General features: G+C 73.2%; 19 protein-coding genes. 12 read left to right on the top strand and 7 right to left on the bottom strand.

Annotated features, from left to right (window positions below; translation table 11 throughout):
- Nucleotides 1–44 precede the first annotated feature (44 nt).
- Both QNO09_RS14245 and QNO09_RS14240 read left to right on the top strand, forming a co-directional pair.
- Nucleotides 45–275, top strand: coding sequence for a hypervirulence associated TUDOR domain-containing protein (locus QNO09_RS14245; RefSeq protein ID WP_283970528.1), 231 nt, complete (start codon nucleotides 45–47; stop codon nucleotides 273–275).
- A 6-nt stretch (nucleotides 276–281) separates the two neighbouring features.
- Nucleotides 282–617: a DUF3140 domain-containing protein gene (locus QNO09_RS14240; protein ID WP_283970527.1), complete on the top strand. Its 336-nt coding sequence runs from the start codon at nucleotides 282–284 to the stop codon at nucleotides 615–617.
- 69 nt (nucleotides 618–686) lie between these two features.
- On the opposite strand, the gene QNO09_RS14235 is transcribed toward QNO09_RS14240, so the two are convergent.
- The 5 genes from QNO09_RS14235 to QNO09_RS14215 form a co-directional block, all read right to left on the bottom strand.
- Entirely contained in the window at nucleotides 687–857 is a 171-nt protein-coding gene (locus tag QNO09_RS14235) for a hypothetical protein (RefSeq protein WP_283970526.1), read from the bottom strand.
- A gap of 224 nt (nucleotides 858–1,081) precedes the next feature.
- Nucleotides 1,082–1,312: a hypothetical protein gene (locus QNO09_RS14230; protein WP_283970525.1), complete on the bottom strand. Its 231-nt coding sequence runs from the start codon at nucleotides 1,310–1,312 to the stop codon at nucleotides 1,082–1,084.
- Nucleotides 1,313–1,700: 388 nt separating this feature from the next.
- Nucleotides 1,701–2,723 (bottom strand): CNNM domain-containing protein, encoded by a 1,023-nt coding sequence (locus QNO09_RS14225; RefSeq protein WP_283970524.1) that lies wholly within the window; start codon nucleotides 2,721–2,723, stop codon nucleotides 1,701–1,703.
- Nucleotides 2,720–4,063: a hemolysin family protein gene (locus QNO09_RS14220; RefSeq protein ID WP_283970523.1), complete on the bottom strand. Its 1,344-nt coding sequence runs from the start codon at nucleotides 4,061–4,063 to the stop codon at nucleotides 2,720–2,722. Before QNO09_RS14220 ends, QNO09_RS14225 begins: the two co-directional genes overlap by 4 nt.
- A gap of 1,057 nt (nucleotides 4,064–5,120) precedes the next feature.
- Complete coding sequence (locus tag QNO09_RS14215; RefSeq protein ID WP_283970522.1) at nucleotides 5,121–9,173, bottom strand: bifunctional nitrate reductase/sulfite reductase flavoprotein subunit alpha; 4,053 nt, start codon at nucleotides 9,171–9,173, stop codon at nucleotides 5,121–5,123.
- Between the two features lie 193 nt (nucleotides 9,174–9,366).
- On the opposite strand from QNO09_RS14215, the gene QNO09_RS14210 reads away from it, so the two are divergent.
- The 4 genes from QNO09_RS14210 to QNO09_RS14195 all read left to right on the top strand — a co-directional run bounded on the left by QNO09_RS14210 (nucleotide 9,367) and on the right by QNO09_RS14195 (nucleotide 11,988).
- Nucleotides 9,367–9,762, top strand: coding sequence for a cell division protein SepF (locus QNO09_RS14210; protein ID WP_283970521.1), 396 nt, complete (start codon nucleotides 9,367–9,369; stop codon nucleotides 9,760–9,762).
- 71 nt (nucleotides 9,763–9,833) lie between these two features.
- A complete protein-coding gene (locus tag QNO09_RS14205; RefSeq protein ID WP_283970520.1) occupies nucleotides 9,834–10,967 on the top strand; it encodes an AAA family ATPase in 1,134 nt (377 codons plus the stop codon).
- Nucleotides 10,960–11,319: a nucleotide pyrophosphohydrolase gene (locus QNO09_RS14200; protein WP_283970519.1), complete on the top strand. Its 360-nt coding sequence runs from the start codon at nucleotides 10,960–10,962 to the stop codon at nucleotides 11,317–11,319. Before QNO09_RS14205 ends, QNO09_RS14200 begins: the two co-directional genes overlap by 8 nt.
- A 198-nt stretch (nucleotides 11,320–11,517) precedes the next feature.
- Complete coding sequence (locus QNO09_RS14195) at nucleotides 11,518–11,988, top strand: DUF6099 family protein (RefSeq protein ID WP_283970518.1); 471 nt, start codon at nucleotides 11,518–11,520, stop codon at nucleotides 11,986–11,988.
- Between the two features lie 53 nt (nucleotides 11,989–12,041).
- Here the strand turns inward: QNO09_RS14195 and QNO09_RS14190 are convergent, their stop codons facing one another.
- Nucleotides 12,042–12,215, bottom strand: coding sequence for a hypothetical protein (locus tag QNO09_RS14190; protein WP_283970517.1), 174 nt, complete (start codon nucleotides 12,213–12,215; stop codon nucleotides 12,042–12,044).
- A 240-nt stretch (nucleotides 12,216–12,455) separates the two neighbouring features.
- On the opposite strand from QNO09_RS14190, the gene QNO09_RS14185 reads away from it, so the two are divergent.
- From QNO09_RS14185 to fxsT, 6 genes are all read left to right on the top strand, one after another.
- Nucleotides 12,456–13,376: an LLM class F420-dependent oxidoreductase gene (locus QNO09_RS14185; RefSeq protein WP_283970516.1), complete on the top strand. Its 921-nt coding sequence runs from the start codon at nucleotides 12,456–12,458 to the stop codon at nucleotides 13,374–13,376.
- Nucleotides 13,377–13,530: 154 nt separating this feature from the next.
- Complete coding sequence (locus QNO09_RS14180) at nucleotides 13,531–14,994, top strand: 3' terminal RNA ribose 2'-O-methyltransferase Hen1 (protein ID WP_283970515.1); 1,464 nt, start codon at nucleotides 13,531–13,533, stop codon at nucleotides 14,992–14,994.
- Nucleotides 14,991–17,531 carry a polynucleotide kinase-phosphatase gene (locus QNO09_RS14175; RefSeq protein WP_283970514.1) on the top strand — a complete coding sequence of 847 codons (2,541 nt, stop codon included), beginning with the start codon at nucleotides 14,991–14,993 and terminating at the stop codon, nucleotides 17,529–17,531. Before QNO09_RS14180 ends, QNO09_RS14175 begins: the two co-directional genes overlap by 4 nt.
- A 239-nt stretch (nucleotides 17,532–17,770) precedes the next feature.
- The gene (locus QNO09_RS14170; protein ID WP_283970513.1) at nucleotides 17,771–19,321 is read left to right on the top strand and encodes a VMAP-C domain-containing protein; all 1,551 of its coding nucleotides are present in this window, start codon (nucleotides 17,771–17,773) and stop codon (nucleotides 19,319–19,321) included.
- Nucleotides 19,318–20,415 (top strand): AAA family ATPase, encoded by a 1,098-nt coding sequence (locus tag QNO09_RS14165; protein ID WP_283970512.1) that lies wholly within the window; start codon nucleotides 19,318–19,320, stop codon nucleotides 20,413–20,415. The genes QNO09_RS14170 and QNO09_RS14165 overlap by 4 nt, the downstream gene beginning before the upstream one ends.
- Nucleotides 20,416–24,978 carry an FxSxx-COOH system tetratricopeptide repeat protein gene (fxsT, locus tag QNO09_RS14160; protein WP_283970511.1) on the top strand — a complete coding sequence of 1,521 codons (4,563 nt, stop codon included), beginning with the start codon at nucleotides 20,416–20,418 and terminating at the stop codon, nucleotides 24,976–24,978.
- 42 nt (nucleotides 24,979–25,020) lie between these two features.
- Here fxsT and QNO09_RS14155 read toward each other — a convergent pair whose 3' ends face one another.
- On the bottom strand, nucleotides 25,021–26,349 hold the full coding sequence (locus QNO09_RS14155) for a cation:proton antiporter (protein ID WP_283970510.1): 1,329 nt from the start codon (nucleotides 26,347–26,349) through the stop codon (nucleotides 25,021–25,023).
- Between the last annotated feature and the right edge of the window lie 108 nt (nucleotides 26,350–26,457).

The raw sequence follows: 26,457 nt of genomic DNA, 5'->3' as shown, positions 1-26,457 counted from the left end.
GCACGCTGGAGGGACAGCACGCGTCTGCGCGAGGGAGCACCGGCATGGCGAAGGGCCGCAGCGACAGCGGGAAGCCGAAGAAGGGCGACCAGGTCACCTGGAGCAGTCACGGCAGCCGCACCGAGGGCGAGGTGGAGAGGGAGATCACGGAGCGGACCGAGGCATCCGGCCGCACGGTCGACGCCTCGCCGGACGACCCGCAGTACGAGGTGCGCAGCGAGAAGTCCGGCAGGACCGCGGTACACAAGCCGTCCGCGCTCACGAAGAAGAAGTGAGGCGGCGTGGACGACGAGGAGCGCGAGGAGACCTGGAGCGACTTCCGTGAGCTGGTGAACATGACACCGGCCGGTCTGGAGAAGTGGCTGGCGTCCGACGCGTCACGGAGCGCCGGGCAGCATCAGGACGGGGGCGAGTCCACCGGGCACGCCTCCGGCCGGCGGATCGTGGCGATCCTGCGGGCCGACAAGGGCGACCTCACGGACGACGACTACCGGCACATGCGCAAGGTCGTCGGCTATGTCCGCCGACACCTGGCCCAGCGGCCCTCCGGGGACGTACGGGACACGCGGTGGCGGCACTCCCTCATGAACTGGGGCCACGACCCGCTCGGCGGGTGAGGACCCGGCCGCCGGGAGCGCCCCCTGGAGGAGGTCCGTGGTCGGGGGAGATCCGTCGGCCCCCGGGGATCACAGCGCGCCGGTCTCCTGCGGGGCCGGGGCGACGCCGCTCAGGGCCTGGCTCATCTGGTGCTGCGTCTCCTCGGCCACCACACGGGTCTCCTCGACGACATCACCTCGTTCGCGTATGAGGCTCTCGTAGATCGGCAGCTCTCCGGTCCGGGGCGAGTCGGGTGTCACAGTGGTGTTCCTATCGCTTTGCAGTCGGGATCTGAAGGGTCCGAGTAAGTCTGCGTCACGGCCTCCCACCGCGTTACCCACCCCCGTGGTGTCCCGATTTCCTTCACGTGCTTCGCGAATCCCCCACGTCAGCGACCCACGTCCGCAACCCACGGCCGACGCCTGCCGGGCGCACCCGAAGGGCCCCGGGAATCGCTTCCCGGGGCCCTTCGGTGCCGATGTCGTCAGAGCGACGTCGTGTGGACGCCCGCGTGCGCGCCCGCGGCGGCGCCCTCCGGCGAGAGGACCGCCTGCACGGTGGCGCACGCCTCGCCGGTCAGGGGTCCGACCAGGCCGGCGGAGAGGCCGCCCGCGAGGTCCGCGGAGACACCGACGCCGCCCGCGTTGCCGCCGGCGACGGTGTCCAGGTCGGCGTCGGAGAGCTCGGCGGTGTCGACCCGAGAGGTGAGGTTCATGGGGTGTTTCCCTTCGCGTGAATGTCTCGCAGTGGCGGTGAGCACGGGGTGACGCCGGAATCCGGGGACCTGGATCCCGCCCCGGCCGCTCCCGCCGTGCGGAGGATCAAAGCACTCCCCGGGGAGGAGGACCAACCGCCCACCGGCGCCGTGCGGCCGGGTTCCGCGACCGCCTTCACCGCTGTGACCACGAGGTCACCGGATGCGCCCACTCCTTCACACAGCCCGTCGCCCGGACGGCCGCCGAAGGGTTGCGCCCCGATTCGCGAAGCGGGCACTTCCCCGCCAAGTTCCCATGGCGACCCTCGGATTCGGCGGCGGGCCGGGCGCCCCGCCGCCTCCCGGCACGCGGTGTGCAGATGTGCTGGATGTTCCGGCCCCGTCGGCGTCAGGCCGCCGCGTCCGGCTGCATCAGACGGGCCAGCAGGTCGTCCAGGGTGACCAGACCGGTGAGCCGTCCCGAGCCGTCGCGGACCACGGCCAGGGACGACCGGCGGCGGCGCAGCACCTCGATCGCGTCGGCGACCGTGGCGGTCTCCGCCAGTTCGGGCACCGGCCGGGCGAGGTCCCGCGCGGTCGTGTCCCGGCCCCGGGCCCGGGCCACCAGGGCGTCCCGGGCGTGAACCGAGCCGAGGACGACGCCGTTCTCCCGGACCAGCAGCCGGGTGCGGTCGTGTTCGGCGGCGAAGCGCAGCAGCGCGTCGAGATCCGCGCCGCCCTCGGCCCAGGTGATCTCGGCGGCGGGGATCCGCAGCGCGGCGACCGGTGTCTCCGGCTCGGTCAGCGAGCGGGTCAGCAGCTCCGAATCGGTCGCGCTGATCAGTCCCAGCCGCTCCGACTCCTCCACCAGGTGCGTCAGCTGCTCCCGGTTGTGGACCGAGGCCAGCTCGTCGCGCGGGGCCACCCGGCACAGCCGTACCAGGGCGTTGCTGACCCAGTTGAGCAGCCGGATCACGGGACGTACGACCCGCACCACGGCCCGGAAGGCCGGCGACAACAGCATCGCCGACCGCTCGGGGTGGGCGATGGCCCAGGACTTGGGGGCCATCTCGCCGACCACCATGTGCAGGAACACCACCACGACCATGGCCACGGCGAAGGCGACGCCGTAGCTCACGGCACCGGGCAGGCCCAGGGTGTGCAGCAGCGGATCGAGTTCGTGCGAGATCGCCGGCTTGGACACCGAGCCCAGGCCCAGCGTGCACACGGTGATGCCGAGCTGGGCGCCGGCCAGCATCAGCGACAGCTCGCGCATCCCGGCCAGCGCGGCCCCGGCACCGCGCCGCCCCTCGGCCGCCGCCTTCTCCATGCGGTGCCGCTTGGCGGCGACCAGCGCGAACTCGGCCGCCACGAAGAAGCCGCTGCCGATCAGCAGCAGCACGGTCACGAAGACCGCCATCGGGAAACTCACGCCATCTCCTCGGCTTCCTCGGCCCGTACGAGCGGGCTGATCCGGACGCGGTCGGCCACGTGCCGGTCCAGCGTGCGGACGTCGATCACGGCCCGGCCGCCCCCGGGCAGTTCGACCGTGACCCGGTCGCCGACCGTCGGGAAGCGGCCCAGCCGGTCCACGACCAGGCCGGCCACGGTGTCGTAGTCCTCGTCCTCCGGCAGCCGGACACCGGTCGCCTCGGCCACCTCGTCGACCCGGCGGCCGGCGTCCACCAGCCAGCCGTCGCCGTCCGCGACGGCCAGCACGGTGACCTGGTCGGACTCGTCGGCGATGTCGCCGACCAGCTCCTCGGCGATGTCCTCGTACGTGACGATGCCCGCCACGCCGCCGTGCTCGTCGAGGACGACCGCGAACTCGTCGTCCTGCTCCCGCATTCGCGCCACCGCGTCGGGCAGCGCGAGCGTGTCCGGCAGGAGCAGCGGCCGCCGGGCCACGTCACCGGCCCGCGCACCGGCCATCCGGGCGGCGGGCAGCGCCATCAGTTCGCGCACGCCCAGCACACCCACGATGTCGTCCGGGTGGTCGCCGAGCACCGGGTAGTTGGAGTGGCCGTGCCGGGCGATCAGGCCGACCGCCTCCTCGGCGCCGGCGTCCTTGCGGATGAACACGGCGTCGACGCGCGGCACCATCACCTCGTCGAGGGCGCGCTCGGAGAACTCCAGCGCGTGGTCCAGCAGCGCGGCCGTGTCCTCGGGCAGCTCACCCCGCTCGTGGGACTCGCCGATGAGGTGACCCAGCTCCTCCAGCGTGGCGCCGTGGTGCAGCTCCTCGACGGGCTCGATCCCGGCCCTGCGCAGCAGCCGGTCGGCCGCGCTGTCGAAGATCCTCACGACAGGGCCGACGACTTTCAGATACGCCAGTGTGGACGGGGCCAGTGCCTTCGCCAGCCGCTCGGGCACGGCGATCGCGAGGTTCTTCGGGGCGAGTTCACCCAGCACCATCTGCACGACCGTGGCCAGCACGAAGGCGAGGGCGACGGCGATGCCGCCGACGGCCGCGTCGGGCAGGCCGAACCCCGTCAGGGCGGGCCTGAGCAGCGCCGACACGGACGGTTCGGCGATGAAGCCGACCACCAGCCCGGTGACGGTGATGCCGAGCTGCGCGCCGGACAGCATGAACGACAGCCGCTCCAGCACCTTGAGGGCGCGGGCGGCCCCGCGGTCCCCGGCTTCGGCCTCGCGCGCGAGGGTGAGCCGGTCGGCGGAGACGTAGGCGAACTCCTGGGCGACGAAGTAGCCGGTGCCGGCGGTCAGCACGAACACGGCGAGCAGGCCCAGCAAGGCCTCGGCGGCACTCATCGAACACCACCCCGCCGGGTGCCGCGGTCACTCATGTCGTGGCGGGATGGTCGGGGACTGTGCCCCGGAGGGTCCGTCGATCTGGCGGACAAGGACGTGCTCCTTATGTGTGGTGTGTCTCCGGTACAACGCTCGTCGTCACACCGGTGTTCCCGGATTCTACGGCCGTGTAGATGAAGCCGCCCGGGAGCGCGAGGCGCCGCGGGGGCCGCGGCGACTCTCCGCGGCGCAGACCCGCGCAAGCGGCGCATCGGGCATATCCCGCGGAGTCTGCGCAGGCCCGCAGTCCCGCAGTCCCGCAGGCCCGCAGTCCCGCAGTCCCGCAGGCCCGGAGTCCCGCAGGCCCGGAGTCCCGCAGTCCCGCAGTCCCGGAGTCCCGGAGTCCCGCAGGCCCGCAGTCCCGCAGGCCTGTAGGCGCGCAGGCCTGTAGGCCCGGCGGCGGCCCAGGGCACCGGCCGTCCGGGCACCGGGCCGCCCCGGCTCCGGCCGCCCCGGCTCCGGCTGTCTGGCACTGGCCGGCCCAGGGCGCCGACCGGGTCAGGTCACTGGCCGTCGCGGCACCGGCTCTCCCGGCGCCTGTCGGCCCAGACCACCTGCCGTCCTAGGCCGCCGGTGGGGCCAGATCACCGGCGGGCCAGGTCACCGGCTCTCCGGGCACCGGTGGGGCCAGATCACCGGGGCCCTCCCGGCACCGGCCGGGCCAGATCACCGGGGCCCTCCCGGCACTGGTGGGGCCAGATCACCGGCGGGCCAGGTCACCGGCTCTCCGGGCACCGGCCGGGCCAGGTCACCGGCCTCCCGGCTCCGGCCGGGCCAGGGCTCCGGCCGGGCCAGGGCTCCGGCCGGGCCAGGGCACCGGCCGGTCAGGGCTCCGGCCGGTCAGGGCTCCGGCCGGTCAGGGCTCCGGCCGGTCAGGGCACCGGCCGGGCCAAGGCACCGGCCGTCCCGGGGCGCGGCTCGGGCTGCTCCTTCGTGACGGGAACCGGCTGGGCATGATCCGCGGCCGGACCAGCGTCACCGTCCCCCCCCCCGCTTCACCAGTCGTTCAGGACCCGCCTCAGTACACGTCCCGCATGTACCGCTTGTCCGCAGCGAGCTGCTTCACGTACGCGGCGGCCTCCGCCTCGCCCAGCCCTCCGTGCGCCATCGCGATGTCCCGCAGCGCCCGGTCCACGTCCTTCGCCATGCGGGAGGCGTCGCCGCAGACGTAGAAGCGGGCCCCCTCGCACAGCCAGTGCCACAGCTCCGGCCCGTGCTCGCGCATCCGGTCCTGCACGTACACCTTGTTGCGCTGGTCCCGGGAGAAGGCGGTGTCCAGGCGCGTGAGGACGCCCTCGTCGCGCAGCGCCGTCAGCTCGTCCTCGTAGTAGAAGTCCGTCGCCCGGTGCTGCTCCCCGAAGAACAACCAGTTGGGGGCCCGGTGGCCGAGCGCCCGCCGCTCCTCCAGGAAGCCCACGAAGGGCGCCACGCCGGTGCCCGGGCCGACCATGACCATCGGCACCGAGGCGTCGGCCGGGGGCCGGAAGTGCGGTGAACGCTGCACGAACACCGGCACCCGCGTGTCCGGTCCGGCGTCCGCGAGGAACGGCGAGCACACCCCGCCGCGCGCCCGGCCGTGCAGGTTCTCGTACCGCACCACGGACACCGTCAGGGCCACCCGGTGAGGATCGGCCAGCGGACTGGACGATATGGAGTACAGCCGTGGCTGGAGCCCGCGCAACATCCCGGTCCACTCCTCGGCGCTCGCCCGCACCGCGTACTCGGCGAGCACGTCCACGGCCTGCCGCCCCCAGCTCCACCGCGCCAGCCCGTCCTTGTTGTCGGGCCGCAGCAGCCTGCGCAACTCGTGCTTGTCGCGGGCGCGTTCGGCGACGAAGCGCAGCAGCTCGGGGGTGATCCGGGTGATGTCGAGATGCCGGTGCAGCGCCTGGCCGAACGGCACCTCCCCGACACCGTCGACCGTCACGACCGCCTCCGCGTCCACCGCGGTCACCGCCAGCCACTCCTCCACGAGGGCGGAGGCGTTGACCGGCCGTACGCCGAGCGCGTCCCCGGCCTCGTAGGTCAGGTCCGATCCGCTCGTGTCGAAGGTGAACCGCCGCACTTCCTTGCCCGCCCCGGCCCCGCTGAGCAGCCGGTTGCCGACGAGGCGGGCGGTGGTGACGGGCTTGGGCCGTGCCCTGGTGGGTTTCCCGGCCGGGGCGACGGCCTTCTCGCCCAGCGCCGACAGCACCTGGTCGAGCCACTCCCCGGCGGACGGCTCGAAGTCCGGCTCGCAGTCCGTGCGCGGGGCCAGCCGCACCCCGCCCAGCTCGTCGAGGCGCGCGTCCAGCCGCCGCCCGTGCCCGCAGAAGTCGTCGTACGAGGAGTCGCCGAAGGCCAGCACCGCGTACCGCACCCCGTCCAGCCGCGGTGCCTGTTCGGCGGCGAGCGCGTCCCAGAAGCCGGAACCGTTGTCGGGCGCGTCGCCGTCCCCGAAGGTGCTGGTGATGAAGAGCAGGTCCGCCGCGCGGGCGAGGGTGGCGACGTCGGCGTCGTCCATGCCGACGAGGGTCGCGCGGTGCCCGGTCGAGGTCAGCCGCTCGGCGGTGGCGGTGGCGAACTCCTCCGCGTTCCCGGTCTGCGAGGCCCACAGCACGACGACCTCCCGTCCGGGCCGAACCTGCGGCGCGACCGCCCCGGTCCGTGAGTACATGCCGGCCAGGACCCCGTTCACCCACAGCGCGTGCTCGGGGGAGAAGGGCGCGTCGGGCGGCAGCACCGGCACCCCGGGGGCACCCGAGCCGAGCCCGGCGAGGAAGCCGGTCAGGTACCGGCGCTCCTGGGCGGACAGCACCGGGGGAGGGGCGGGTTCCAGACCGAAGGGGTGCGCGACGCCCGGCGTCACGGCCGTGGGCGTCAGGGCCGGCGCCTGCGGGGCGAGCGCCTGGGGGACCGGCGCCTGCGGGGCGGGCGCCGCCACCTTCGCCAGCGACACCGCGCACACCTTGAACTCCGGCTGGAGCGACAGCGGATCCACCGCGTCGCTCGTCACCGCGTTGATGCTCAGGTACTCGCCGAACAGGTCGTTCCAGTGGAACGGCGCGAAGCAGCACCCGGGCCGCACCCGGTCCGTCACCACCGCGGGCAACACGGCCCGCCCCCGGCGCGAGGCCACCTCGACGAGGTCGCCGTCGGCGATCCCGAGCGCCGGGGCGTCCTCCGGGTGGAGCTCCAGGAACGGCCCGGGATCCAGCTTGGTGAGCTTGGCGACCTTCCCGGTCTTGGTGAGCGTGTGCCACTGGTGCTGCACCCGCCCGGTGTTGAGCGTGAACGGATAGTCCTCGTCCGGCATCTCGGCGGCGGGCAGATGCGGCCGCGCGAAGAAGACCGCCCGCCCCGAAGGGGTCGGAAAGCGCAGCCCCTCGTTGCCCACGTACCGGATCGGATTGCGCTCCGGCCCGTCCTCCCGCGCGGCCGGCCACTGCACGGGTGTCCGACGCAGCCGCTCGTACGTGACCCCGCTCAGGTCCCACCCCGTCCTCGGGTTCCGGAACCGCCGGATCTCCTCGAAGACCTGCTCGGCACTGTCGTACGAGAACCCCTTCTCGTAGCCCATCGCGCACGCCACCCGCGCGATGATCCGCCAGTCGGCCATCGCCTCCCCGGGCGGGTCCGCGGCGGCCGGGGTCAGGGTGAGGTTCCGCTCGCTGTTGACGAAGACGCCCTCCGCCTCGGTCCACATCGCGCCCGGCAGGACGACATCGGCGTACGCGTTGGTCTCGGTGTCCGCGAACACGTCCTGCGTGACGACGAACTCGGCGGCCTCCAGGCCCTCGATGACCGTACGGCGGTTGGCGACCGAGGCGACCGGGTTGGTGCAGATGATCCAGCAGGCCTTGATCTCCCGGTCGGCCATGCGCCGGAACATCTCGACGGTGCCCTGCCCGGCCCCGTCGGCCCGCAGCGTCCCCGGCGGCAGTTCCCAGATGTCCTCGGTGAACGCCCGCTCCTCCGCGACGAGCACCGACCGCTGCCCCGGCAGCCCCGGCCCCATGTACCCCATCTCGCGCCCGCCCATCGCGTTGGGCTGGCCGGTCAGGGAGAACGGCCCGGCGCCCGGACGACAGATCGCTCCCGTCGCCAGGTGCAGGTTGACCAGGGCGTTGGTGTTCCAGGTGCCGTGGGTGGACTGGTTCAGGCCCATGGTCCAGCAGCTCATCCACCGCCGGCCCGCCGCGCCGATGATCCCGGCCGCCTCGCGCAGGTCGTCCTCGGCGAGACCGGTGATCTCGGCGACGGCCGCCGGGTGGTGGTCGGCCAGGAACCCGGGCAGGGCCTCCCAGCCCTCGGTGTGCGCGGCGACGAACTCCTCGTCCACCCGGCCGCTGTCGTGCAGCAGACGCAGCAGGCCGTTCAGCAACGCGAGATCGGTGCCCGGCCTGACCTGGAGGAACAGGTCGGCCTTGGCGGCGGTGGCGGTCCGCCGGGGATCGACGACGATCAGCTTGGCGCCCGCCTTGACCCGTTCCATCATCCGCAGGAAGAGGATCGGATGGCAGTCGGCCATGTTCGACCCGATGACGAGAAAGGCGTCCGCCCGGTCGAAGTCCTCGTACGAGCCGGGCGGGCCGTCCGCGCCCAGCGACAGCTTGTAGCCGGTGCCCGCGCTCGCCATGCACAGCCGTGAGTTCGACTCGATCCGGTTCGTCCCCACGAACCCCTTGGCCAGCTTGTTCGCCAGGTACTGCGCCTCCAGGCTCAGCTGCCCGGAGACGTAGAAGGCGACCGCGTCCGGCCCGTGCTCGTCGACGATCGCCCGCAACCGTGCGGCCGTCTCGGCGATCGCGTCGGCCACCGGCACCGGGGCCGGCTCCTCACCCCGGTCGTCCCGCACCAGCGCGGTGGTCAGCCGTCCGGGCGCGGCCAGCATGTCGGCCGTGGTGGCGCCCTTGGTGCACAGCCGCCCCGCGTTCGCCGGATGCGCCTTGTCGCCGGAGGCCTTCAGCACCGTGTGCCGCCCGTCCGGGCCCGTCCCGACATCGAGGACCAGACCGCAGCCCACACCGCAGTACGAGCAGACGGTGCGCACCTGCCGCGTGTCCGGCCGGCTTCCGGGGGTCGAGGTCATGCCCCGACGGTACGAATCGCCCGTTACGTCGCTGTGACACGGCTTGATCATCAGGGGTTACGCCCGTCACACAGCCGCCCTCAGGCCGTTGTGAGGTGCAATGAGGTCGCGGAGCGTGTCGCTGTTGGGCCGAACGGGTGACTCTGCGCAAGAATTGCCCGATGCAGACAGCGAGCGCGACCCAGGACGGAGCATGCCGGTGAACAGCCACGATGTCACCGACGAACAGTGGGAGGGGCTCGCCCAGGTCGTACCGCTGCGGGGCCGGGACGCCTGGCCGTCCTCCGTCGGCCACCGGTCCATACCCGAGGCCGAGACGCAGACCCGCCGCCGTTTCGTCGTCCTGCGCGTGAACGTCTTCGCCGACGCCCGCGACGTCGCCGAGCGGCTGATGGCGGGCGTCCCCGTCCTCCTCGACCTCACCAGCGCGGAGACGGAGGTCGCCAAGCGCGTCCTCGACTTCAGCACGGGTGTCGTCTTCGGTCTGGCGAGCGGAATGCACCGGGTGGACCGCAACGTCTTCCTGCTGACGCCGGCGGGCACCGAGGTGACCGGACTGATGGAGGGAGCGGGGCTCCCCGGGATGTGACCGTAGCCCGATCGTAGGAAGCCCCCGGAGACGGAACGGTTCGTCCCGCCGACGGGGTCTACCGTCCAGCTATGACCCAGCCCGCCCTCCCCGACCGCCCCCGCATCACCGAACTGCGCCTGTCCGCCTTCGCCACCCACCGCCGCGCCGCGTTCCCGCTCGGGCCCCTCACCCTCCTCGCCGGTCCCAGCGGCTGCGGCAAGACCAGCGCGCTGCGGGCGTACGAGGCCCTCGCCCGGCTCGGGGGCGGCGCCGAGCTCGGCGAGGCGTTCCCCGACCCCGTCGCCTGCGTACCGGAACGCGCCCGCCCCGACGCGCAGCGCCGCCGCGGCTTCCGGATCGGCTGCACGGCCGACGGCCCCGCCGGGCCGGTCCGGCTCGACGTGGCCGTGCAGGCCGAGCCCGAACTGCGCGTTGTGGGCGAGCGGTTGACGTCCGACGGACTCGTCCTGCTGGAGACCGCGCTGCGCGACCCCGGCAAGCGCGCCGTGCAGGCCGCCTGGCACACCGCCGGGCCGACGCCGGTGACCCGCGGGCCGCTCCCGGACGACCGGCTCGGCACCCCCCTGCTGCCGCTGCGCGTGGCCGGCCGGACATCCGGGCAGCGCAGGGTGCTGGCCGCCGCCGAGCAGATGGTCGTCGCCCTGCGCTCCGCCTTCGCCTGCGACCCCGAACCCGCCAGGATGCGCGGCCCCGTGGCGGCCGGATCCGGCCGTCTGCTGGGCGGCTGCGGCAACCTCGCGGACGTCCTGTGGCGTACCCGCGCCGAGTGCGGGCGGCGGCACGCGCAGTTCGTGGCGGCGGTGCGGGCGGGATGCGCGGGACCGGTCGCGGACGTGCTGGCCCGGCCGGACGGCACCGGCTCGGTCACCGCCGCCGTCGACCGGGGCGACGGCGCCCGTACGGACCTGGGGCGGCTCGGCCACGGCGAACTGCGCTACCTCGCCCTCGCGCTGGTGCTCTTCACCGGACCCGGCGTGCTGGAGGTCGACCCGGCCGGCGAGGTGCCGGCCGCCCTCCAGACGCTCACCGTCCTCGCCGACGGCTTCGACCGGGGCCTGGACCCTCGGCAGCGGCGGGAACTCCTGGGCATCGCGGCCCGGATGTGCGAACGGGGGCACATCCGGCTCGTCGGCTCGGTCAGCGACGGCTCCTGGGCCGCCGGGACGGACGGGGCCACGGTGGTACACCTGGACCGTGACTGATCCACTGGACGCACCGCCGCCCGGCCCCCGCCGCGAACCCCCGGACGTGGCGGCACTGCAACGCCGGCTGGCCGACTTCGCCGCCGCGCGGAACTGGCAGCCGTACCACACCCCCAAGAACCTGGCCTCCGCCCTCAGCGTGGAAGCCTCCGAACTGGTCGAGATCTTCCAGTGGCTGACGCCCGAGGAGTCGGCCCGGGTGATGGCCGACCCGGGCACCGCGCACCGCGTGACCGACGAGGTCGCCGACGTGCTCGCGTATCTGCTCCAGCTGTGCGAGGTGCTCGGCATCGACCCGCTGGCGGCGCTGGACGCGAAGATCGACCGGAACGAACGGAGGTTCCCGATCTGACGGCGCGCTCCCGCCCCGGGGAGTCGAACAGTCCACTTGTACGCTGAGTAATCAAAATCCGGCCCGATTCCGAATTGTTGTCCGCAGATTTCCGTCTTCCTCTGGCTTTTCGTCTCACTCCCTCTCACTCTGGGTAGTGAACAAGGGAGTTCGGGCAGACGGACGCGCACAGCGCGTCGGACAAGACGGGGGCAGCGCATGGACGCGGTGCGGCTCATCGTGACGAGCAGGCGGTCCCTGGCGGCGGGCGGCGACGCGCGGGAGATCCTGGCCGAGGTGTGGCAGGCGCAGGCCCTCGCTCAGGCCATAGGAAGCCGTCTCGCGGTCGCCGGGCCGCCCGAACTGCGCGGGGAGGCGCTGGGGTTGACGGAACTGGCGGGCCGCGGCTGCGGTGTCCTCGACCCGCCCGAGCTGGCCCCCGGCGAGCTGCGGGCGGGCCGGCTCACCGAGTTGGGCGAGGCCCGCCACACCCTGATGTGCCTCGGCGGTCTCCTCGGCGAGGTCGGCATCGCCCTCGTCGCCCTGGCCAGCGCCGCCGACGACGAGGGCACGTACTGGCAGTGCATGGAGGCCATCGACGCGGCCGACGAGTCCCGCGACCGCGTCCTGGAGATGCTCCGCAGACTCGCCGACCGGGAGGAGCCCCTGCCGGAGCGAGAGGCGGGGTAGGCGAAGCCCCCGAGGGCGTGCGGGCGCAGGAAGCCGGGCGGGACGTACGGCCCTTAACCCGCCCGCCCCTCCTCGACGGCCCCGCGCTCGACGTCCCCCGCCGCCTGAAGATCCGCGCCCAACGCCGACAGGTCCGCGTTCAACGCCGCCATCAGCTCCTCCATCTGCTGCAACAGCCCTTTCGGCTGCCCGGTCCCGCCCTGCTGCGGCACGGTCTCTTCGGACATGACGGCCTCCTCGGCCCCTGGCCCCCGGGGAGGCCGACGCGGGTGACGCCCCGGCGGTCCACCCCCGGTGCGGAAGCCGGGGGCTCCGGCTCCGCCCGAGCCAACGATCACCACCGGGGCCGGTCACTGGCCCGGTCACCCGGCTCTCGCGGTATGGACGTAATTTCACCCCACCGGGGACCGGCGTGGACGGGGGGCCGATCCCGTGACCACCCGTCGCGCAGGTGCAGGATGGAGCGCATGGATCTGCGCATCTTCACCGAGCCCCAGCAGGGGGCCACCTATGACACTCTGCTCACCGTCGCCAAGGCCACCGAGGACCTCGGCTTCGACGCCTTCTTCCGCTCCGACCACTACCTCCGCATGGGCAACGTGGACGGCCTGCCCGGCCCCACCGACGCCTGGATCACCCTGGCCGGACTCGCCCGCGAGACCAAGCGCATCCGGCTCGGCACCCTGATGACCGCCGGCACCTTCCGGCTGCCCGGCGTGCTCGCCATCCAGGTCGCCCAGGTCGACCAGATGTCCGGCGGCCGCGTCGAGCTGGGCCTCGGCGCCGGCTGGTTCGAGGAGGAGCACAAGGCCTACGGCATCCCCTTCCCCAGGGAGAAGTTCGCCCGCCTCGAGGAGCAGCTGGAGATCGTCACCGGCCTGTGGGCGACGGACCCCGGCAAGACCTTCGACTTCCACGGCACCTACTACGACCTCGCGGACTCGCCCGCGCTGCCCAAGCCCGCGCAGCGGAAGATCCCCGTGCTCGTCGGCGGCCACGGCCCGTCCCGCACCCCGCGGCTGGCCGCCAAGTACGCCGACGAGTTCAACATGCCCTTCGCCTCCGTCGAGGACAGCGAGCGCCAGTTCGGCCGGGTGCGCGCCGCGGCCGAGGAGGCGGGCCGCAGCGACGAGCTGACGTACTCCAACGCCCTCGTGGTCTGCGTCGGCCGGGACGAGGCGGAGGTCGCACGCCGGGCCGCCGCGATCGGCCGCGAGGTGGACGAGCTGAAGCTCAACGGCCTGGCCGGCTCCCCGGCGGAGGTCGTCGACAAGATCGGCCGCTACGCCGACATCGGCTCCCGCCGCATCTACCTCCAGATCCTCGACCTCGACGACCTGGACCACCTGGAGCTGATCTCCGCGCAGGTGCGTCCGCAGCTGTCGTAGGGGGGCCGCCGAGGCGCCCTCGATAAACGAAGGCGCTGGTGGGCACGGGTGTGCGAAGCTGGGCGTCGTCCTGCCGAGCCCCCAGGATCACCCTCCTGGGGGCTCTCGCACGTATCACACCCACACCGTCCACCCGGCCGGAGAGGCCCTCCGCATGTTCCTGACGATCCGTACCACCGGCACCCCAGAGCGCCCCGCCACCGACCTCGGCTACCTGCTGCACAAGCATCCCGACAAGGCGCAGGCGTTCTCCACCTCCTACGGCACGGCTCACGTCCTCTACCCCGAGGCGGAAGCCCAGCGCTGCACGGCGGCGCTGCTGCTGGAGGTCGACACGGTGGCACTGGTCAGGCGCGGCAAGGGCAAGGGCCGTGGCGGCGCTCCGGACGCGGCCCTCGCGCAGTACGTCAACGACCGCCCCTACGCGGCCTCCTCCCTGCTCGCCGTGGCATTGAGCAGCGTCTTCTCCAGCGCGATGAAGGGCGTCTGCAAGGCCCGGCCGGAGCTCCCCGGCGAGGTCAGGCCGCTGCGTGTCGAGGTGCCCGCGCTGCCCGCCCGCGGCGGCACCGACCTCGTACGCAAGCTCTTCGAGCCGCTCGGCTGGGCCGTCACCGTCGAGCCCGTGGCGCTGGACACCGAGTTCCCCGAGTGGGGCGACTCGCGCTATGTGAGCCTCGTGCTGGAATCGGACGCGCTCACCCTCGCCGAGGCGCTGCGCCACCTCTACGTCCTGCTCCCCGTCCTCGACGACGCCAAGCACTACTGGGTCGCCCCCGACGAGGTCGACAAGCTGCTGCGCGTCGGTGAGGGCTGGCTGCCCGGCCACCCCGAGCAGCGGCTGATCACCAGCCGCTACCTCTCGCGCCGCTGGGCGCTGACCCGGCAGGCCACCGAGCGCCTGGAGCTGGTGCGACTCGCCGAGGCCGACGACAGCGAGGTCGAGGAGATCGACAACGCCGTCGCGGCGGAGACCGAGGCCGAGGAGAAGCCGGCCCCGCTGGCCGTGCGGCGCCGCGAGGCGATCGTCACCGCGCTGCGGCAGTCCAAAGCCGCCCGGGTCCTCGATCTCGGCTGCGGACAGGGCCACTTGGTGCAGACGCTGCTCAAGGACCCGGCGTTCACCGAGATCGTCGGCGTGGACGTGTCGATGCGCGCGCTCACCATCGCCTCCCGGCGGCTGAAGCTGGACCGCATGGGCGAGCGGCAGGCCTCCCGCGTCCAGCTCTTCCAGGGTTCCCTCGCCTACACCGACGTCCGGCTCAAGGGCTATGACGCCGCCGTGCTCAGCGAGGTCATCGAGCACCTCGACCTGCCCCGGCTGCCCGCCCTGGAATACGCGGTGTTCGGCTCCGCGCGTCCGAGGACGGTCCTCGTGACCACTCCGAACGTCGAGTACAACGTGCGCTGGGAGTCCCTCCCGGCCGGCCGCGTCCGGCACGGCGACCACCGCTTCGAGTGGACCCGCGCCGAGTTCCGCGCCTGGGCGGATGCGGTGGCGGAACGGCACGGCTACGGCGTCGAGTTCGTCCCCGTCGGCCCCGACGACCCCGAGGTGGGGCCGCCCACCCAGATGGCCGTGTTCACCCAGACCGCGCCGAAGGAGGCGAAGGTGGCATGACCGACACACAGCAGGGGCGCGTGCTGCCCGTCACCGACCTGTCCCTGGTGGTGCTGGTCGGGGCCACCGGCTCCGGCAAGTCCACCTTCGCCCGCAGGCACTTCAAGCCCACCGAGGTCATCTCGTCCGACTTCTGCCGCGGCCTCGTCTCGGACGACGAGAACGACCAGAGCGCCACCAAGGACGCCTTCGACGTCCTGCACCACATCGCGGGCAAGCGCCTGGCGGCCGGCCGCCGCACCGTCGTGGACGCGACCAGTGTGCAGTCCGACGCCCGCCGCCCGCTGATCGACCTGGCCAAGCAGTACGACGTGCTGCCGATCGCGATCGTGCTCGACGTGCCCGAGGAGGTCTGCGCCGAGCGCAACGCGGCCCGCACCGACCGCGCCGACATGCCCCGCCGGGTCATCACCCGCCACACCCGCGAACTGCGCCGTTCCCTCAGGCACCTGGAGCGCGAGGGCTTCCGCAAGGTGCACGTCCTGCGCGGCGTCGACGAGGTCGAGCAGGCCACGGTCGTCACCGAGAAGCGCTTCAACGACCTGACCCACCTCACCGGCCCGTTCGACATCATCGGCGACATTCACGGCTGCTCCGCCGAACTGGAAGCCCTGCTGGCCAAGCTGGGCTATGTCGACGGAGTCCACCCGGAGGGCCGTACGGCCGTCTTCGTCGGCGACCTGGTCGACCGCGGCCCGGACAGCCCGGGCGTGCTGCGCCGCGTGATGGCGATGGTGAAGTCCGGCAACGCCCTGTGCGTGCCCGGCAACCACGAGAACAAGTACGGCCGTCACCTGCGCGGCCGCAAGGTCCAGCACACCCACGGCCTCGCCGAGACCATCGAGCAGATGGCGGGCGAGAGCGAGGAGTTCATCGCCGAGGTACGGAAGTTCCTCGACGGCCTGGTCAGCCACTACGTCCTGGACGGCGGCCGGCTGGTCGTCTGCCACGCCGGTCTGCCCGAGAAGTATCACGGCCGCACCTCCGGCCGGGGCCGCAGCCACGCCCTGTACGGCGACACGACCGGCGAGACCGACGAGTTCGGCCTGCCGGTGCGCTACCCGTGGGCCGAGCACTACCGGGGCCGGGCGGCGGTCGTCTACGGCCACACCCCGGTGCCGGAGGCGACCTGGCTCAACAACACCATCTGCCTGGACACCGGCGCGGTCTTCGGCGGCAAGCTCACCGCGCTGCGCTGGCCGGAGCGCGAGCTGGCCGACGTCCCGGCGGAGCAGGTCTGGTACGAGCCGGCGAAGCCGCTGCGCAGCGAGGCGCCCGGCGGGCAGGACGGCCGTCCGCTGGACCTGGCGGACGTGCGCGGCCGCAGGGTCGTGGAGACCAGGCACCAGGGCCGCGTCTCGATCCGTGAGGAGAACGCGGCGGCCGCCCTGGAGGTCATGAGCCGCTTCGCGGTGGACCCGCGGCTGCTGCCGTACCTCCCGCCGACCATGGCCCCGACGGCCACGAGTCACGTCGAGGGCTACCTGGAGCACCCGGCCGAGGCCTTCGCCCAGTACGCGGCGGACGGTGTCGCGCGGGTCGTGTGCGAGGAGAAGCACATGGGCTCGCGGGCGGTGGCCCTGGTGTGCCGGGACGCGGAGGCGGCCGGCAAGCGCTTCGGCGTGAGCGGGCCCACCGGGTCCCTCTACACCCGCACCGGCCGCCCCTTCCTCGACGACGAGACCCTCACCGAGGAGATCCTCGACCGGGTGCGCACGGCGGCCGGCGAGGCCGGTCTCTGGGACGATCTGGAGACGGACTGGCTGCTGCTGGACGCCGAGTTGATGCCCTGGTCGCTGAAGGCCTCCGGCCTGCTGCGCTCGCAGTACGCCGCCGTGGGCGCCGCGTCCGGCGCGGTCCTCCCGCAGGCGCTGGCCGCGCTGCGGGGTGCCGCGGACCGCGGGGTGGACGTGGCAGGCCTGCTGTCCCGCACCGGTGAACGCGCCGACGACGCCGCCGCGTTCACCGAGGCGTACCGCCGCTACTGCTGGACCACGGACGGCCTGGAGGGCGTGCGCCTGGCACCGTTCCAGATCCTCGCCGTCCAGGGACGCAGCCTCGCCGGTCTGCCGCACGACGAGCAGCTCGCTCTGCTCGACCGGCTCGTCGAGCACGACGGCAGCGGCCTGCTCCAGACCACCCGGCGCCTCTACGTCGACACCGCCGACCCGGAGTCGGTGCGGGCCGGCGTCGACTGGTGGCTGGAGATGACCGGCCGCGGCGGCGAGGGCATGGTCGTCAAGCCCGTCGGCGCGGTGGTCCGCGACGGCCAGGGCCGCCTGGTGCAGCCCGGCGTCAAGTGCCGCGGCCGCGAGTACCTGCGGATCATCTACGGCCCGGAGTACACCCGCCCGGAGAACCTTGCCCGTCTGCGCTCACGGTTCCTCAACCACAAGCGGTCACTGGCGATCCGTGAGTACGCGCTGGGCCTGGAGGCCCTGGACCGGCTGGCCGAGGGCGAGCCGCTGTGGCGGGTGCACGAGGCGGTGTTCGGGGTGCTGGCGCTGGAGTCGGAGCCGGTCGACCCGAGGCTGTGAGCCGGTCGGCCCAAAGGGTGTGAGCCGGTCGGCCCGAGGCTGTGAGCCGGTCGGCCCCAGAGCCGGTCGGCTCGTGGCTGTGAGCCGGAGGCCACACGATTTCGGCCAGGCTTGTCCCGCCTGGGACACTCCTGGCCTGACGTCGCCCTTCCGTTCCCATTCGTCCCTGGTTAACCGCTGGTAACCGTGCTAACTTCGCTGGTCGGTCAGGCAGGTGTACCGGCTCAGGGGGAAAGTCGGTGGAGACACAGGCGGGGCTCGGCGAACCCGAGGGCGGGTCCGGGCGCGGGGACGGCTTACGGCTGCTGTTGGGGCTCACCAACGCCCTGTGCGGCCTCGGCTGCATGGAGGACGCGCAGGGGCGGCTGCACTTCGGTGTCGTCCTCGGAGACCTGCTGGGGCGTCAGATCGACCTGCGTGGCGTCAAGTTGCGCGAGGACGTGGTGCTGCTGGTGCGCGCCGCGCTGAACATGCCCGGCGGCGAGCGCGTACTGGTCGAGGTGGTGCGGATCCTCGAGGGTGACCTGGCGGGCGACGAGCTCGACCAGCTGCTCGACCAGTGGCTCGCGCCCGCCCCGCCCCCCGCGCTGCGAGGCCCCCTCACCCGCGACGACGAGACCGGCGCCCGCGCCCTCCTCGCCCAGGGGGACCTGCCCGCGGCCCGACTGCGCGACGCCCTCGTCGAGGAGCTCAACGGACTCGACCTGCCCACCGGACTCACCCCGGAGCAACTCCTCGCCCACGTCCTCGACTGGAACGTCCAGCCGGACGGGCTGCCCCCGGCCGTCCTCCTCGTCGACCACGCCGCCCGGCTCGCCGCCACTCCCACGCACCGCGCCGCGCTCGCCGGCTGGGCCGAGAAGTGGGCGCGGCGCGCCGGTCTGACCGGGGCGATGGAGGAACGCCGTGCGGCGCGCGGCGCGGTGACGGGCGATCCGGACATCCCGCGCTGCCTGGTGGTCGCCGTCGAACCGACCCGGGACGGCACCGGCGAGATCGTCGTCCGCCCCTGGCTCAACACCGTCCCGGGACACTGGAACCCGCAGCCCGGTGAACCCGCCACGACCACCCTCGACGAACTGGGCACGGCGGTCCAGCGCGCGTTACGGCAGGGCGCCCGCCTCTGGTCGGCGCCCCGCGACCCCGACCCGCGTGGACGGCGGCAGCCACCGCCGTACATCGAGTTCGTCCTCCCGTACGACCTTCTCAACCACGATGTGGCGGGTCTGACCTTCCGGATCGGCGACGGGCAGCCGCTTCCGCTCAGCCTGAAGTACGGCGTGCACCTGCGCAGTCTGGAGCGGATGCGCACGGACGACGCCCTCGTCCGGGACCAGTGGCGGGAACGCTGGCGAACCCTGCGCGAGGACGGCGTCCTGGTGCACGGCTGGCGCGCACCGGACGGCGGCCGGCTCGGCGCGTGGCAGTCCGGCCTCGCCGGGGAACCACGGCATACGGCGGTGGTGCTCGACGCCCCGACCGACGTCCTGGCACTCGAGGCCCTCAAGGCCGCCATCGCGGAGGGGATAGGGATCGCGATCTGGGACCGCAGAGGTGTCTTCCGCGAAGAGCGCCGCGAGGTGGTGACCGCCCTGTTCGCCGCGGCACCCACCCCGGCGAGGATCCCCATGGCCGTCCACCTCCTGCGCAGGAACGCCGAGAGCGAGGGCCGGGGACCCGGAGAACTCCTCGGAAGACATATCGGTTTTCTCTGGGACGATCCGACGCGTCCCGTCGACTTCCAGCCCACCGACCCAGGCGATCTCGCCAGCGAGGAGGCACCGGCATGAGCGCGCAGGAGCAGACGGCCCCGAACGGCTGGCGGGTCTTCCACGGCACGGGCGGTGCCCCCGCCGCACCACCGGCCCTGCCCGCGCCGCCGCCCTGGCGCCGGTTCCGCGGCGGCCCGCCCCGGCCCGTGCCGCCGGCCGACCCGCAGGCGGCGCTGCGCCGGATGGGCCCGGGTGACGTCACCCCGCAGCTGGGCGAAGAAGAGATCGACATCGTCAACGCGGCCCTGCTGCTGCGCCGGCCCCTGCTGATCACCGGCCCGCCCGGCGTCGGCAAGTCGACCCTCGCCTACCTCATCTCCCGTGAGCTGGACCTGGGCCGGGTCCTGGAGTGGAACATCGTCAGCCGCACCACCCTGCGCGACGGCCTCTACGCCCACGACGCCATGGGCCGGGCCCAGGCCATCGCCGCCTGGCGGGCCGGACTGCGGCACGCGGCGGCGTGGGACCCGGATCCGGACGATGCCGGCCAAGCCACGGACGTCAACACGGCGGATTCTCAAAAACCTCGTCAACTTCCCCCGCTTCTGGGTGACTTCATCACGCTGGGCCCCCTGGGGACCGCGCTGCTGCCCTACGATCGTCCCCGGGTGCTTCTCGTCGACGAGCTCGACAAGAGCGACATCGACCTGCCGAACGACCTGTTGCACGTCCTGGAGAACGGAAGCTATGACGTCCCCGAGCTGGTGCGCGACGCCGCGGACACCGCGAGCGTCCACACCAGTGACCCCGGGGGCCGCGCCGATGTCGGCGACGGGCGGGTCGAGTGCCGGGAGTTCCCGGTCGTGGTGATCACCAGCAACGGGGAGCGGGAGTTCCCCGCGGCCTTCCGTCGGCGCTGTCTGCCGCTGGAGATGCGCACCCCCAGCCGGGAGCAGCTCCTGGCCATGGTCGAAGGGCACCTCGGAAGCCGTCCGCAGGGCACCGAAGACCTGGTCGACCTGTTCGTCCAGCGTGTCCAGTCCGGCGGAACCCACTCCCTGGACCAGCTACTCAGCGCTGTCCATATGACTACCACGGGTGGTTTCCAGGCGGATGGTGACGGGCGTAAGCTCGTGGAAATGCTCCTGCGCGACCTCGCGAAGGGCCGCTGAATGAAGGGCTATCCCAGGGAGCACGCATCCGGGCTCGGCGACGGATTTCCCGTTTCGGGGTCGTCGCCCCCTTCGGCGTTCCCCGAGTCCGCCGACCAGGCGGCAGAGCACGGAGCGGCGGTCCCGGACGCCCCGGAGGCGCCCGTCCCGCGCTGGCAGGACCTCGCCGACGCGGTCTGGCTCGCCGCGTACTGGAACCGCCACGGCGGGCCCACCCCCTCCGGCCCGGAGCTCCTGCCGGGCCGTCGGGCGACACCTCCGGCCCCGCCCCCCGCACCATCCCGGGACGCGGAGGGCCCGGACCAAGCGGGCCGACCGGACCCGCCCCCGCCCGCCGGGCGCGGCCCCGCCGACCCGGACCCCGACGCCGTACGCCCCCCGCAGGCCCCCGCCGCCCCGGCTCCTCCGAACGCACCCGGCGACCGCCCGCCGCCGTGGGCCGCCGGTCCCGCCCTGCCCGCGGAACCGGCCGGCGCGGCCCGCCTGTTACCCGACGCCGAGGGCCGTTTCACCCTGCGCCTGGGACAGCCGCTGCTGCCCGCCGACGACCGCACCGGGCAGGCCCCGGGGCGTACCACCGCCCTGTTCGCCCGTGCCCTGCACCAGCTGGCCCGGCGCGTGCCCTCCCACGAAGCGCTGGAGCTCGACGAGGAGACCACCGCCGAGCAGGGCGTCGTCGACGGCATGTGGATGCCCTTCGTGAGGCCCGCCCGGGCGGCCGCCTTCGACCTGGTCGTCCTCGTCGACGACGCGCCGACCCTGCGCATCTGGGAGGAGTCCACCGCCCGTCTCGCCCAGGCCGCCGAACACAGCGGCGCCTTCCGGGCCGTCCGCACGGTCCGGGTGCGTCTGCCGCGCACCGGGACCGCCACCCTGCGCTGGTCCACCGGCCGGGCCGCCGCCGACCCGGCCGAACTGCTCGACGGACGCGGCGGCCGTGTCTTCCTCGTCGTCACCGACGGACTCGCCCACGGCTGGGCCGCGCCCGCCGCCGACGACCTGCTCGGCCGGCTCGCCCATGCCGGCCCCACGGCGCTGGTGCACCTCCTGCCGCCGCATCTGCGCCACCGCACCTCGCTCTACCCCCACCCGGCCGTTCTGGAGGCCGGCGGCTTCGGCGTCGCCAACGACGGACTCGAACACTGGGCGCCGCCCGGTGGCCCCGACCCCTTGCGACCGCTGCCCGACGCGGGTGACGGCTTCGTGCCGGTGCCGGTGCTCTCCCTGAAGCCCGGCTCCCTCGCCGCCTGGGCCGATCTCGTCACGGGGGAGCGCGGAGTGCGCCGCGCCCTGCCGGTCGTCCTGGCCGGCACCCTCACCAAGGGCTCGCCCGCGCCGGGACTGCGTGCCCCGCGCTTCCCTCGCGCCGCCAAGGCCGCCGTGCGTCGCTTCTTCACGCTCGCCACCCCGGCCGCACGGCGGCTGGCCACCCAACTGGCCGCGATCCCCTTCGACTTCGACCTCGTGGAGCAGTTGCGGCGGCGCACCATGCCGGAGACCGGTCCGGACCACCTGGCCGAGATCCTGATGGGCGGGCTGATCGACTGGGACAGCGACGGCCAGGGGCACCCCGAGTTCGCCGACGGGGTCCGCGAGGAACTGCTCGCCACCACCACCCGCAGCCAACTCGCCCACACCGTCAGCGTGGTGGGCGAGCTGCCCGCCGCGGGCGCCCGGGGCGTCGCGCTGCGCGCCGCCCTGCGCGATCCGATGGGGGCGACGCTGCCGGACGCGGCCGAGCGGGGCTGGGTGCGCAGCGAGCTGGCCGTGATGCGCGCGCTCTCCGGGCCGTACTCCGAGCGGGCCCGCCGGATCGAGCCCGGACCGCCCCGGGCCCGCGGGCCCGGTGCCACCGAACGAGTGAGTCCGGGAATGTCCGGGACTGCACTCTCTGAGGTGAACCAAGCGGATCGTGGGGGATTGTCGGACGGATCGGGAAGTCTGCCACCGTCGAACGACCCCAACGAACCTGGAGAACCCCCCGTGCCACCCCTGGTATCCGATGTCACCCCTCAAGAACCCCCGGAGGCTGAGCCCCCCATGCCGAGCACCATGACGACCTCGTCAGCGCCCGCCCTCCTGGTGAACGTTCCCCTGCGGAACACCTCGTTCGTCGGCCGGCAGGCGCTGCTGAGTGCCGTGGAGGAGCAGCTCGGGGCGCAGGACACGGCGGCGGTGCTGCCCAATGCCCTGCACGGGCTCGGCGGCGTCGGCAAGTCGCAGCTGGCACTGGAGTACGTCTACACCCACCAGCACGACTACCGGGTGATCTGCTGGATCCCCGCCGAGCGCGAGAGCCTCATCCTCGCCGCACTGGCCCAGCTGGCGGCGCAGCTGGGCGTCGCTCCCACGCAGGACCTCGGCGCCCCCGCGGCCAACACCGCCGTCCCGGCCGTGCTGGAGGCCCTGCGCACCGGGGCGCCCTACGACAACTGGCTGCTGGTCTTCGACAACGCCGAAGACGTCGAGGCGGTCCGCCGGTTCTTCCCGACCAACGGCCCGGGCAAGGTCATCGTCACGTCCCGGAACCGTGCGTGGGAGAGGGTGGCCACGTCGTTGCCCGTCAACGTGTTCGAGCGCGAGGAATCGGTCGAACTCCTCCAGAAGCGGTCGCCCGACCTGTCCTTCGAGGACGCCGACCGGCTCGCGGAGGCGCTGGGCGACCTGCCGCTCGCGGTCGAGCAGGCGGGAGCGTGGCGAGCGGTCACGGGCATGCAGGTCGACGAGTACCTCGATCTGCTCGCCGAACGCAGCCCCGAGATCCTCGAGCTCGACCCGGCCCCCGACTACCCGGTCTCCGTCGCGGCCGCCTGGGACATCTCGCTGGAGCGGATCAAGGAGAACAACCCGGGCGCGCGGCAACTGCTCGACATCTGCGCCAGCATGGCGCCCGAGCCCATTCCCCGGGCGATGCTGCGCGGCAGCCGCGGCGTCAACGTCACGCCCGAGGTCGACCCCCTGCTGCGCGAGTCGATCAAACTGAACCGCGCCGTCCGTGACCTCAGCCAGTTCTCCCTGGTCAAGGTCGACCCACGGTCCGACACCCTCCAGATGCACCGCCTGCTCCAGACCGTGCTCCTGGCCAAGCTGAGCGCCGAGGAACGGGAGCGGATGCGGGACGCCGCGCATCAACTCCTCTCGGCCGCCAAGCCGGGCCCCTACGGCTCGTCGCTGGAATGGCGTGCCTACCAGGCCCTGTTGCCGCACGTGCTCACCTCCCAGGCCGTGAGCAGCACCGACACCTATGTGCGGGAGCTGGTCTTCGACACCGTGTGGTTCCTCTACTACTGGGGAGACCACGTCGGCGCCGCCGGCTTCGCCCGCCAGGCCTGGAGCGCCTGGCTCGCGGCGTCGGGCGAGGAGGACGTCAACGTCCTGCGGATGATGAAGAGCCTCGGGTTCCTGCTGCGGCAGATCGGCCAGGTCCCCGAGTCCATTCCGCTCACCGAGAAGGCCCTGGAGATCTCCCGCAGGACCGAGGTCGACCCGGAGAACCTGATCGACTCGCTGTGCGAGATGGCCGACGCCCACGGCTACCAGGGCCGGTTCGAGGAAGCCCGGGCCCTGACGCAGGAGGCCACCGAGCTGGCCCGGTCCCTGTTCGGGCCGGACGATCCGATGACACTGCGCGCCACCCACGCCTGGGGCGTGGCGCTGCGGCTGTGCGGCCGGTTCAAGGAGGCGCTGCCGCTCGACCAGGAGAACGCCCAGCAGCGTGAGCTGCTGTTCGGCCCGGCCAGCTTCTTCACCCTCAACACCCTCAACGCGCTCTCCATCGACATGCGCGAGAGCGGTGACTACCCCGGCGCCCGCGACTTCCAGGAGGACGCGTACCGCAGGGCGCGCAGCGAACTCGGCGAGGAGCACCCCCTGACCCTGCGGGTCGCCAGAAACCTCGCGATCTGCCGACGCCGCGACGGGGCACACGCGGAGGCCGCCAAACTCGCGGAGGAGACCCTGCGGCGCTTCATCGCCCGCTACGGCCCGGACCACTTCGACGCCATGTCCTCGGCCACCAACGTCTCCGTCGACCAGCGGCTGGCCGGTGATCTCGACAGCTCCCGCGAGCTGGCGGAGGTGACGCTGCGGCGGTTCGAGCAGCGTCTCGGTCCGGACCACGCGTACACCTTGCTGACCAAGGCGAACCTGGCCGCCACACTGCGCGCGCAGGGCGCCCTGGAGCAGGCCCAGGAACTGGAGGACGACGCGGCGAGCCGGCTGGCCGAACGGGTGGGCTCCCGGCACGTCACCACCCTGACGGTGGCCATCGGGCAGGCCAACACGGCGTACGCGCGGGTCGACTTCGAACGGGCGCACGAGCTGGATCAGGCCAATCTGGCGCTGCTCGCCGAGGTCGCGGGCGAGGAGCACCCGCTGACGTTCTCCTGCATGGCGAACCTCGGGCTCGACCTGCGGGGTCTGGGACGCGGAGCGGAGGCCGACGAGCTCCAGCGCGGGGCGACGGACGGGTTCGCCCGCGTGGTGCGTGCCGACCACCCGTGGCTGCTCGCGGCCCGGCAACGCCGCCGGATCGAGTGCGACATGGCGCCGATGCCGCTGTAGCGGGCGTGCTCGCCGGGGTGGCGCTCACGCCACCCCGGACGGTCAGCCCGCGTCCGCCACCGGCGTGGTGGGCGCACCGTCAACCGGGCCAGGGCCGTGCGCGGGGACCGCTTCGGCGCGTCCCGGGGCGCGGGTCGGCTCGTGGTCCGCAAGGCGGCGGACCAGGTGCAGCAGGGGCTGGGTGAGCAGGGTGGTGGCGAGGGCCATGAAGACCAGCACCGTGTAGAGCGGCTTGCTCAGCAGGCCCGCCTGGAGACCCGCGTTGAGCGCGATCAGTTCCGTCAGCCCGCGGGCGCTCAGCAGGACGCCGACCGTGCGCGCGTCGTCCCGGTCCAGCCCGCCCAGCCGGGCCGCCACCGTGCCGCTGCCGACCTTCGTGAGGACCGCCAGCACCGTCACCACCAGCAGGGTGAGCCATCCGGTGGTGTCCATGTTGTTCAGCGCGACGGACTGCCCCGAGAAGACGAAGAAGTACGGCACCAGCAGTGAGCTGACGACGTGCAGCGGTCGCAGCAGATCCGGGTCGAGGGTGCCGTCGTCCTCGCGCGGGCAGACGATGCCGGCGAGGAGCGCACCGCAGAGGGCGTGCAGCCCGAGGAACTGGGTCACGGACGCCGAGGCGCAGGCGAAGCCGATGAGCAGTGCCAGCCGCAGCGAGGGCTCCATCCGGGTGCGCCACAGCAGTCTGCGCAGCACCGGCCGGGCCGCCAGCAGCATGAGCACCGCGAACACGGCCGCGATGAGCGCCCGCCCCGGCCAGCCCAGGGCGGGCTCACCGCTGTCGCTGTCCAGCATCGTCCCGGCCAGCACCGTCCACCCGATCACATCGAGCAGCCCGGCCGCGGACACCGCGAGGATCCCCGGCACCGTGTCGGCCAGGTTGTTCTCCCGCACGATGGCCGTCAGCACGGGTACGGCCGTTATCGACAGAGCCACCCCCGCGAACAGCACCGTGCCGACCGTCGGCGCGGGCATGTCCAGTTCCCGCAACTGCCCCCGGAACAGCAGCGCACAGCCGCTGCCCACCGCCATCGGCACCACGAACGACGCCACCGCCACCGTCACCACCGTGCGCGCCCGGTCGCCCAGGACCGTCGGATCCAGCTCGTACCCCACCGCGAACAGGAAGACCACCAGGGCGAACTGCGCGAGCCCGGTCAGCGCGGTGCTGATCTCCCGGGGGAACAGCACGGTGTAGGCATCCGGCGCCGTGCTGCCGAGCAGCGAGGGGCCGAGGGCGATGCCCGCCGCCAGCTGACCCACGATGTACGGCTGCTTCAGCCGCTGGGCCAGCCAGCCGGCGCCATGGCCGACCGCAAGGATCAGGGCGGAGGCGAACAGGAAATGCGTGACCACCGTTTCAGGGCTCACAGCGTCCCCCCGTGTCCAGTCGCCGTGGCCCGCACCACGGCCGCGGACGGGTCGCCGCGCCGCTGCGCGACCCCAACCTTCCTATGATAGAGGTAACTTGACGGCGTA

Origin of the sequence: Streptomyces sp. 378 (assembly GCF_030124145.1) — a bacterium.
Taxonomy (GTDB): domain Bacteria; phylum Actinomycetota; class Actinomycetes; order Streptomycetales; family Streptomycetaceae; genus Streptomyces.
Note: the sequence above shows the minus strand (reverse complement) of the source record. Positions and strands in the feature narration are given on the sequence as shown.